Source organism: Prauserella halophila, assembly GCF_024171895.1.
GTDB lineage: Bacteria > Actinomycetota > Actinomycetes > Mycobacteriales > Pseudonocardiaceae > Prauserella > Prauserella halophila.
The window spans coordinates 983,063-992,493 of sequence record NZ_JAMTCQ010000009.1; the positions used below are offsets into that span (position 1 = coordinate 983,063).

At 67.0% G+C, this 9,431-nt stretch carries 6 protein-coding genes; all 6 read left to right on the forward strand.

Annotation, left to right across the window (positions count from 1 at the left end):
• Positions 1-745 precede the first annotated feature (745 nt).
• Genes cas7g through cas2 form a run of 6 tightly spaced genes read left to right on the forward strand, consistent with a single transcriptional unit; the run spans position 746 to position 9,218 of the window.
• Positions 746-1,960 carry a type I-G CRISPR-associated RAMP protein Csb1/Cas7g gene (gene cas7g, locus LY41_RS10735; RefSeq protein ID WP_253863723.1) on the forward strand — a complete coding sequence of 405 codons (1,215 nt, stop codon included), beginning with the start codon at positions 746-748 and terminating at the stop codon, positions 1,958-1,960.
• Positions 1,960-3,519, forward strand: a complete 1,560-nt coding sequence (gene csb2 / locus LY41_RS10740) for a type I-G CRISPR-associated protein Csb2 (RefSeq protein WP_253863724.1) — start codon at positions 1,960-1,962, stop codon at positions 3,517-3,519. Before cas7g ends, csb2 begins: the two co-directional genes overlap by 1 nt.
• Positions 3,516-6,353, forward strand: coding sequence for a type I-G CRISPR-associated helicase/endonuclease Cas3g (cas3g, locus tag LY41_RS10745; RefSeq protein ID WP_253863725.1), 2,838 nt, complete (start codon positions 3,516-3,518; stop codon positions 6,351-6,353). Before csb2 ends, cas3g begins: the two co-directional genes overlap by 4 nt.
• Positions 6,350-7,336, forward strand: coding sequence for a hypothetical protein (locus tag LY41_RS10750; RefSeq protein ID WP_253863726.1), 987 nt, complete (start codon positions 6,350-6,352; stop codon positions 7,334-7,336). The genes cas3g and LY41_RS10750 overlap by 4 nt, the downstream gene beginning before the upstream one ends.
• A complete protein-coding gene (gene cas1 / locus LY41_RS10755) occupies positions 7,333-8,928 on the forward strand; it encodes a CRISPR-associated endonuclease Cas1 (protein ID WP_253863727.1) in 1,596 nt (531 codons plus the stop codon). The genes LY41_RS10750 and cas1 overlap by 4 nt, the downstream gene beginning before the upstream one ends.
• The gene (cas2, locus tag LY41_RS10760; protein ID WP_253863728.1) at positions 8,925-9,218 is read left to right on the forward strand and encodes a CRISPR-associated endonuclease Cas2; all 294 of its coding nucleotides are present in this window, start codon (positions 8,925-8,927) and stop codon (positions 9,216-9,218) included. The genes cas1 and cas2 overlap by 4 nt, the downstream gene beginning before the upstream one ends.
• The last annotated feature ends 213 nt before the right edge of the window (positions 9,219-9,431 follow it).

Genomic DNA, 9,431 nt, shown 5'->3' on the forward strand with positions numbered 1-9,431 from the left:
CCCGATAGCGTACCCCTTGAGCTGCAACGATAGCGGAGGTTGCGAACCCTCACTCATCGTGAGGGGTGAAACGGGCCGGTATCGCACGACCAACCTGGCGGCGAGCGAGTTGACCTGCCGAAACAGCATGCGAAGGGTGACCGGGGGTTGCCGCCGCATTTCAGGGTTCGCGTCAGCTGATGGGGTCTGGTCCGGCGAACGGGTGGTTGAAGCCGGCGAACGCGCTCACCCTGGCAGCCCGTTCCTTGACACCGATCGTCCCGAGCAGGACGATGACATCGTCATGGTGTTGAATTGCCTGTCAGCTAGGCAGTACCATGCACGGAGCTCGGGTTCTTCATGAAGGCTGCCTTGCTGACAGGCATCGTTGCCGCAAGCGCATTTCGCTCGGGCTCCCCACACTCAACCCGAGGACGGGCCGATGGGGAACTGGCTGGGGGTCGTGGTGGTCGCGGCCGTGCTCGTCAACGCCGTATGTGACCTGGCATGGAACGGCTTGATGAAGTGGGCCTTCAAAACGGCCTCGGTACGGGATTTCGAGGTCTTCTCCCAGGCTTTACCACCGCCATCGCCGTGGGCGCGAGACCTCTTTCGGTGGAAACAGAACGCCAACCCGGGCAAGACCGGCTGTTCTCACTGCCAGAGGAATCGAATTCGGCCGGACCCGTAACGGACCGGGGTGCTGCAGCGAACCCTCCGGTTACCTGACCCGCGATCCATGTCCCGAACGACAGGAGACGACATAGTGGAATCATTGCAACTCGACGATCTGTTGTCCGCGGTCGCGGCGGGCGGTGCGAACTGCCTGAGATCGGTGACGGAACTCGAACCCGCCGCCGGGCCGCACGCCTCGGTGGCCCCTGCGAAGTTCGCATCGGGTCGGTCGGACATGGGGACCTACGCCTACGAGACGCGGTACGACGAGGACGGGAACCCGTCCGACGTGGTGATCATCGATTCGAAACAGTCTCAGCTGAACCGGGTCGAGCACGGCTTGGCCGAAGCGATTCGGGACGGGCACGCTGTGCTGTCGCGCCTGCCACGCTTGGTTGTCGAATACTCTCGCAACGGCGAGACCATCGAACTGTCCGATCTGGAGTTGCCCCATCGTGCTTTCGACGGGCACGTACGAGCCGGTTCACTGGACGGCAACCCTGCACCGACTCTCGAACAGTATCGTGGGGTCAGGGACGCCAGTCACGCCGACGCCCGTGCGCTGTTCGACGCGAGCCCGGCGAGTCTGGTCTTCGGATCGTGGGACGCCACGCGTGCTGCCCGGCAAGGTCGTTGGCGCAGCCTCCTCACGGGCGAGATCATCGGGTACTGCCGCAAGCCGGCCGAACCGGAACGCAAAGGCGGAGCCAGGTCCGACCCGATGGGTATGCGGATCGAGCTGAGCGGCCCGGAACTCAAAGCTCTGGCAGACCGGCAGCGCGCAGAGCTGAGCGGCAAGACCTATGAGACCTTGACGAAGGCCGCAGCCGGGGCGAAGGGCGACAAGCGAGCCAAGACGTCAAACGCCGGGCTGGGCGGGATTCCGCCGTCGCTGGAGGCCCTTGCCGGTGTCGCCTGTCGCCGGATCGTGCGATCGCACGTGCTCAGCTTCGCGGCGTTACGCCAGATTCGGTTCGGTGCGGGCTCCGAAGGGGACGCGGCCTGTCGTGCGTTGCTGGTAGCCCTGGCGCTGAGCGGGCTGGCTCGCTCGGACGCCGAGCTGGTGCTGCGTGCGAACTGCGACCTCGTCGAGGCATCCCCGACCCGCGTGGAAGTACTGGGTCGAGCCGGCGCGACAACCGAGTTCGCCGCGCCCGGCATCGAGGCTGCCGACGCCCTCCTGGCCAGTGCCCTCGAGCATGCGGAACGCGTGGCCGGGGTGTCGTGGAACGGTGTCGTGTTGCGGGTGACGGGCGATCCGGCGATCGCGGCCGGTGCCGCCGATGACGAACCCGAAGGCAACTGATGGGGTTCTCGATACACGCCGAATTCCCCTCCGGCACCTATCGAGCACGCCGGCCGGATTCGACGCCCGACCGCATGCCTTCCGTGGCACGGTTGCACTCGGCATTGCTGGCGGCGGCGGGTTTCGGACCACGTGCCGTCGAACGCAACGGAGAACTGTCTCCCTGCGATGCCGACGAGGTCGCGCTGCGCTGGTTGGAGCACAACCCGCCGACCGACGTGCGCATCCCCGAGATCCGAGTGAGCACCAGCGACGCGGTGGAGTACCGGGATGACGGCACGATAGCCAAGAGCGGCAAGACGAAGCGGATCCGGAAACTCCCGAAGCAGCACACCGCGGTCGCAGTCAACGGCAGCTTCGTGTGGACATGGCGCGAGCAGCCGCCGGAACCGGTTGCCGACGCGTTGCGCGCCCTGTGCGCCGATGTGCCGTATCTCGGCTCGACGGAATCTCCGGTGGTGCTGACGGTCGGCGAATCCGATGCCGACGTCGAGTCGACGCACGAACTGGACATTCACGGCGACGCGTTCAGCGCGACAGCAGGGACGACAGTAGACCTCCCCGCCCCCGGACGCGTCGACGAACTGGTCGATGCGCACCGGGCCGAGCGATCCGGCAAGGTCGGCAGCGGCAAGGCCGGCACGGACGAGCGCGCATTGAGTCCGGTGCCCCCGCGGCGGGCGGTACGCCCCGCGCGGTACCGGGCCCGCGAACATCACGCCGAGACGGCCCCATGGACGGACGTGTTGCTGGTTCCGCTCGGCGACGAGATCGCCGAGCCGAACCGTGTCCGGGTCGCCGTGGCCGCGCACCGTGCATTGATCAAGCTTCTCGCCGCGACCGACGGCAGTGCTCCGTCGGTGCTGACCGGCTCGTATCCGGAAGGTGTCCGCCGGCCGGCGAACCGGGTCGCACTCCATGTGGTCGATCGAACCCTTCCTGCACGACTGCCCGGCCACAGTGGGCCGGCCCTCGCGGTCATGGTGCCGCGCGAAGCCGAGCCTGCCGACGCTGCTTCGGTGTACCGCGCCGTATCGATGCTGCGCGAGCTGCGAGTCGGGGGACGTGTCGGCAAGGTGGACGTCGCCGGTGACGTCGAGGTCGTACCCGGTGATCAGTTCTGGTACGAACCGGATCCGGGCACGGTGCGGCTGTGGCGCACCAGCCCGCCGGCCGTCCCGGACACCCGTGGCCGGGACGGCTGGACATTTGCGCACGCGGCTCTGCTGTCGCTCGGATTCGTCTGGCAGGCCACGCCACTGCTCACACAACCGAGCGGCAGAGGAGCCGAACGGGACAACGGATTCGTCGACGCAGTCACCGGCGCAGGCGCCGCGGTCGTTGCGGCCCGACCACTTCGCGGCGCACGTCCGGAGGACTACGTCCACCGCGTGAATCCGCATGCCGTGGTGCGGCCCTACCGGGCATTGCTGTCGCTCGGAGGGCTCGGTGGATCGCAGACCCTGCAGGCGATCGGGCAGTCACGACATCTCGGCGGTGGACTGCTGGTACCCGACGACCGACCTGAGGGCGAGCAGGTGGAGGAGCAGTGGGCGTGAGTTCCGACGTCGCCGTGACGCGCGACGATTTCCGAGCGTTCTTCGCCGAACTCCACGAGGGACACGAGCCGTTCCCGTGGCAATGGCGGCTGCTCGACACTGTGCTCCGCACCCGGCGATGGCCCGAAGCGCTCGTCGCACCGACCGGTTCCGGAAAAACGTCCGCGATCGACGTCCACGTTTTCGCGCTCGCCGTCGCGGTCGCGGAGGGCGACCCGCTGCCGCCACGTCGATTGGCCATGGTCGTGAACCGGCGCGTCCTGGTGGACGACCAGTACGCGCACGCACGCGCGCTCGCAGACCGGCTTGCCGAACCAGGCGAAGCGCCGGTGCTGCGTGCAGTCGCGGAACAGCTCTGGCGGGTGCAGGGACGTTTCGACGAACGTGCCGACTCGCCCGAGCAAGCCACCTCACCGTTGCTGGCGGCCCGCCTGCGTGGCGGAATTCCGCCGTCCAGACGGTGGTCGGACCATCCCACGGCGGCAGCCGTGCTGTGCGCGACACCGGACATGTTCGGCAGTCGGCTGTTGTTCCGCGGCTACGGATCGTCGGCACGTGCATGGCCGCGTGAGGCCGGTCTGCTGGCCGTCGACACTGCCGCGCTGATCGACGAGGCTCACTTGTCGCGGCAGCTGCTGCACACGGCCCGGCGGGTCGGTGAACTCGTCGCACTCGCCGAACGTCAGTGGCACGGTCCTTCCCCGCTGCAGGTCGTCGAAACGACCGCCACTCCCGGAGGCGCCGACGGGGTGCACCTCGGGGTAGAGGACGCGGACCTGGCCGAGGAGGGAACCCTGTGTGCACGGTTGACGCGACCGAAACCGGTGGAGCTGGTTGCGGTCAAGCAGTGGGCAGCGACGAAGCCGCCCGCCAAAGTCGTCGACGAATTGGCGCGGCACACCGTTTCCTTGCGTGATCGCGGTCTCGGCGGCACCGTCGGCTGTTTCGTCAACACGGTGGCGCGTGCCGTGGACGTGGCAGAGAGGCTCCGAGCCACGCGTGACCGGGAACTGACAGTCGTGTTGATCTGCGGCCAGATTCGCCCGATCGACCTGCAGCGGTTGGACGACACGTACCCGGGTGTGCTCGGCCCGGGCGGCAACGCTGCTGTCGATGTCATCGTGTCGACCCAGTCACTGGAGGTTGGCGTCGACCTCGATCTCGCGGGCATCGTGACCGATCTCGCCAGTGGTTCGGCTCTGGCGCAGCGTGCGGGCCGTGTCAACCGCCGGGGAGAGCGCGACGAGGGGCCGGTCATCGTGATCGTGCCCGACGAGGGGCTCCGGAACGACACCCGCTCCGGCCCGTACGCCGGCGACGACCTCATCGCCGCTCACGAGTGGATCGAGCGACGCGCAGCCGCACCGGAAGGACTCGCGCCCTGGGCACTGCGGGAGGATCCGCCACCCACCCCGCGTACACGGCGTCGCCTGCTGCAGCGGCCCGAGCCGGGGAACGTGTGGCACTGGGCCCGCACGAGCGACAGCCTGGCGTCCGATCCCGAACTCGAACTCTGGTTGTCCGAGGATTTCGACCCGGACTTCAACGTCGGCGTCGTGGTCCGAAAGTTTCCGGCCGACACGACCGAGGCCGTCGAGTGGGTGTCACTGCTACCTCCTCGCAGGCACGAAACGTTCAGCGTGCCGGTGGACACGGCGCGAGAAGCGCTCGTCGCTGCCGGAAGAGCGGAAACTCGCGCGATCGTGGTGCGCGGCGATCAGGTCGCTCCTGTGGTGTGGGAGCGGACGGAAGCAGGCACCGACCGGCCCCGGATCCGACCTGGCGATGTCGTGGTGGTCGATGAACTCACCCGGATGTTCACCGCTTCCGGTCGTGACGGCAGCGAGACACCACAGGTCGTCACGGTCTCGGGTGGTTCCGCCGCCGACGACGTGCTGGAGGACACCGCCGAATTGTTGCCCGAGCTCCGACCGGGCGACGTGGTGTATCGATGCGAACTCGGCCCACGAAGTGGACGGGGCGACGGCGAGGTCGACGAGTCTGTCGCGGATCTGGCCAGGCAGCTCGAAGCCCCCACAGACGTGCCGGAGACCGAGATCGACGAGCCTGCGGTGGTGCTGGACTGGCTCGAGGCGCACGCCACCGGACACATGGCCGAGGCGGCGCGGGATCTCCTTCGCAACGGGGATCGGGTGGAGGTCGTGGTGCAGCGCGACGAGGACGGAGCGCCGTGCCGGGCCGTGGTGATCGACCGACGTCGTGCGACGGCGGACGAGTACGTCCGGCAGGAATGGACGCCGAACACCGACTCGGTGCCGCTGGACAAACATCAACAGGCTGTCGGTCAACGGGTCACCGAACTCGCGCGACTGCTCGGGCTGCCCGGCGACACTGTGGAGGTGCTACGGACAGCCGCGGAACATCACGACGACGGGAAGGCAGACCCGCGCTTCCAGCGCCGGCTCGGGGGCGACGCGGAGATGCTGCTGGCCAAGAGCGCCGGGGAACCTGCACGTGCGGCGTTGCGGCGGAGACAGGAGGCATCCGAACTGCCGACGGGCTGGCGGCACGAGCAGCGGTCGGTGGTCGACGCCTGGCCACAGTTGTCGCCGGACGGTGACCGCGAACTCGTCGTGCGCTTGGTCGGGACCACGCACGGACACGGCCGTGCCGAGTTCCCCCATGTGGCCGGTGAACTGATGAGTCAGGACGACAGCGACGCTGCACGCTCGCTCGCCACGACGTTGTTCGACGAGGGAGATTGGCCGCAGCTGATCCACCGCACCGAGCGCCGCTACGGCGTATGGATATGCGCCTACCTCGAAGCCGTCCTGCGTGCAGCGGACGGCCAGATCTCCGCGGAGGGACGATGACCCGCTTCGTGATGGCCGGTGCCGACCAGGAAGTACTGCTGCACCACATGGCCTTCTACGGCCTCGGCGACATCCTCGAGGAAGCCGACGTCGATGTGCTGCTGACGTGGGAGGACGGCAGACCGGTCCTGCTCGGAGAGGGGTTGGAACCGGATGTCATCGAGAACGCGGTACGTGCTCACGTGGAAGGCCGACGTGAATGGGTAGCGCAGACGAACGACGACGGGCGCGGAACGATGAGTCCCAGACTCACGGCGTTCACGGCCGACGAGCAGTGGCAGAGTCATCAGACCGGGCGCGAGGAGATCCTGGACCGGCTCGCGGCACAGCACAGGTGGGGAGATCTACGGTATCTGGCGGCACTGGGGGAGCCGTCGTACTGGAGCGTGAACCGGCGCAACGAAGTGTTGCAGGACGACGGTGCGAGCCGCTTCGAAATGCAGCCCCGTAACCGTGGATCCGAGTTCGTCGGAAACCGACTGCGACCGCTCGCCGAGAAACTGCTGGTCCGCAAGCCGGGTCAAATCGTGGCCGGGCTGGACGGCAGCGCCGCGTCCGACGAACTCGGCGGGAAACCTGACAGTGTGTCGGCGACGGGCATGACCACCCCGGGGCCGGTGGACAGTGCGCTCGTCTGGTGTGCGCTGTGGGGAATCGGATGGTTCCCGCTGGCACACCGTGTGTCCGGAACCGCGGTCACCAGCGGACATCTGGGCCGGAGTCGCCGCGAATGGTTCTACGTGCCGGTGTGGCGAGGCCGTTGGCGGCCTGCGCGGGCACGCTCGATCCTGGCCTCGGCGCAGCTGCGTGACGCCGCGTCGACGGGGTTGACCGACGAGCACGACCCGCTCGGCGGACGAGCGGCGTCGACGTGGCTGCGTGCGCGGGGCGTTGCCGGTGTCCTTCGCTTCCCGATCGGACGTTTCGGCAGTGACAACGCGCCGGAACGCAGAGCGTTGAGAGCGGAGGCGATTCCGTTATGACCCTCGGTGATGACCCGGTCCCGATCAGCCTGGTCGCGCATCAGGCGTTCTGCCCGCGCCGCGCTTGGCTCGAGGCGATGGGAGAGACGACCGACACCAGGCAGATGGCGCACGGCGTTGCCGCTCATCGCGCCAGTGACGATCCGGAACGGTCCCGTCCTGATTCGCTGCGATCTGTCGATGTCGCCAGCGAAACGTTGGGAGTTAACGGCCGTTGCGACACCGTCGAAATCGACCACAGTGGGCGCGCAACCGTGATCGAGTACAAGGCGACGCCCGTTCGCAGGCGAGCGACCGTCACGGAGCCGATGATCGTTCAGCTGGCGTTGCAAGCAGCAGCTCTGAGAGAGGCAGGTTTTACGGTACACGGAACCGCCGTGTACTTCGTCGAGCACAAGACGAGAGTCGATGTGAACCTGACTGACGACGACTTCGTGACGGCGCGAGGACATGTCGACGATTTGCGTGCCATGCTCACCTCTGGCACGGCGCCCGAACCGCTCGTCGACGACCCGCGATGCCGGTCCTGCTCACACGCAGGGGTATGCCTTCCCGACGAGCGGAAGCTGTCACCGGTCACGCGACAGGTACTCGTTGCAGACCCGGATGCTCAGATGCTGCATGTCGCCACGCCTGGTGCTCGCGCATCGCTTCGCTCGGGGCGAGTCCGTGTGGTCAAGGCAGAGACGGACTTGGGGACGGTTCCCATCGAGCGGCTGTTCGCACTGGTGTTGCACGGAAATATCGACGTATCCAGTGGCCTGCTGCGGGAGCTGTTGTGGCGGCGGGTTCCGGTCGTGTGGTGCTCCGGAACCGGTCGAGTTATCGGGTGGGCGTCGTCGGCGAGCGCGCCCAACGGTGGTCCACGGGTCAGGCAGCACGTTGCCTCTGATCGTGGCCACCTGGACCTCGCGCGCGCATTCATCACGGCGAAGATCGCGAATCAGGCGACCCTGCTTCGGCGACACGGTGACGCCCCGACCGCGGTGCAGGACATGCGTGCGCTACAACGCCGTGTCGGAGAGGCTCGGGATTTGGACGGAGTCTTCGGGGTAGAAGGGGAGGCTGCGGCCAAGTACTTCGCCGAATTCGCAAGTATGCTGAGTCCCCGTGTTCGCGAGCCGTTGGGCTTCGCCGGCCGTACACGGCGACCAGCGATCGACCCGTTGAACGCCGCGCTGAATTTCTGCTACGGACTGCTGACCGCAGACCTCGTTCGTGCGGTCGTTGCTTGCGGCCTCGACCCGCATGCGGGATTTCTGCATTCGAGCAACAGGAACAAGCCAGCTTTGGCGCTCGACCTGTGCGAGGAGTTCCGCACACCTGTCGCCGAATCGGTTGTCATCGGTGCGTTCAACAACGGGGAACTGGACGCCGCATCGTTCTCGACCGTCACGGGATCCGCTCGCCTCCGCGACAACGCAAGATCGGCATTGATCGCGGCGTACGAACGGCGTGTGGCAACCGAGTTCCGCCATCCGATCTTCGGATATCGTGTTACGTGGCGGCGGGCGATGGAGATTCAAGCTCGGCTCGTGCTCGGCGTGTTGGACGGGACGCAGCAGCATTACCAGGGAATTGTCATCCGGTGAGCGACAAGGTGCGCCGCTACCTCCTCGCCTACGATGTCGAGTCCGATGCTCGCCGGAACCGCGTGGCCAAGACATTGGAATCGTACGGGGATCGTCTGCAATACAGTGTTTTCGTCGTTGATGCCAAACCGGCCAAGCTGATCCGTTTGAAAGCAGCCGTTACGGACAAGCTCGATGTGGCAACCGACTCGCTACTCGTATGCGACCTCGGACCGCTGTCCGGTGGCGATCGGATCGAGTTCATCGGCGTGGCCCGACCGTTCACCGGACAGGGGCCACTGGTCATCTGACGCGAACCCTGCAGCGCGGCGGAAAACCCCGGACACGCCTCGCGTGCTGTTTCTGCAGGTCACGCCGCCTGTCTCGAGTGGGCCGGCGCGGTGGTCCATATGTCGGCTGCGTGGCGTGGACGAGGGTTCGCGAACTCCGCTATCCTCGCAGGTCAACGGGTACGCTATCGGGACCCCGTTGCTGCGCCTGCGGGCGCAGCCCTTCATTGAGGC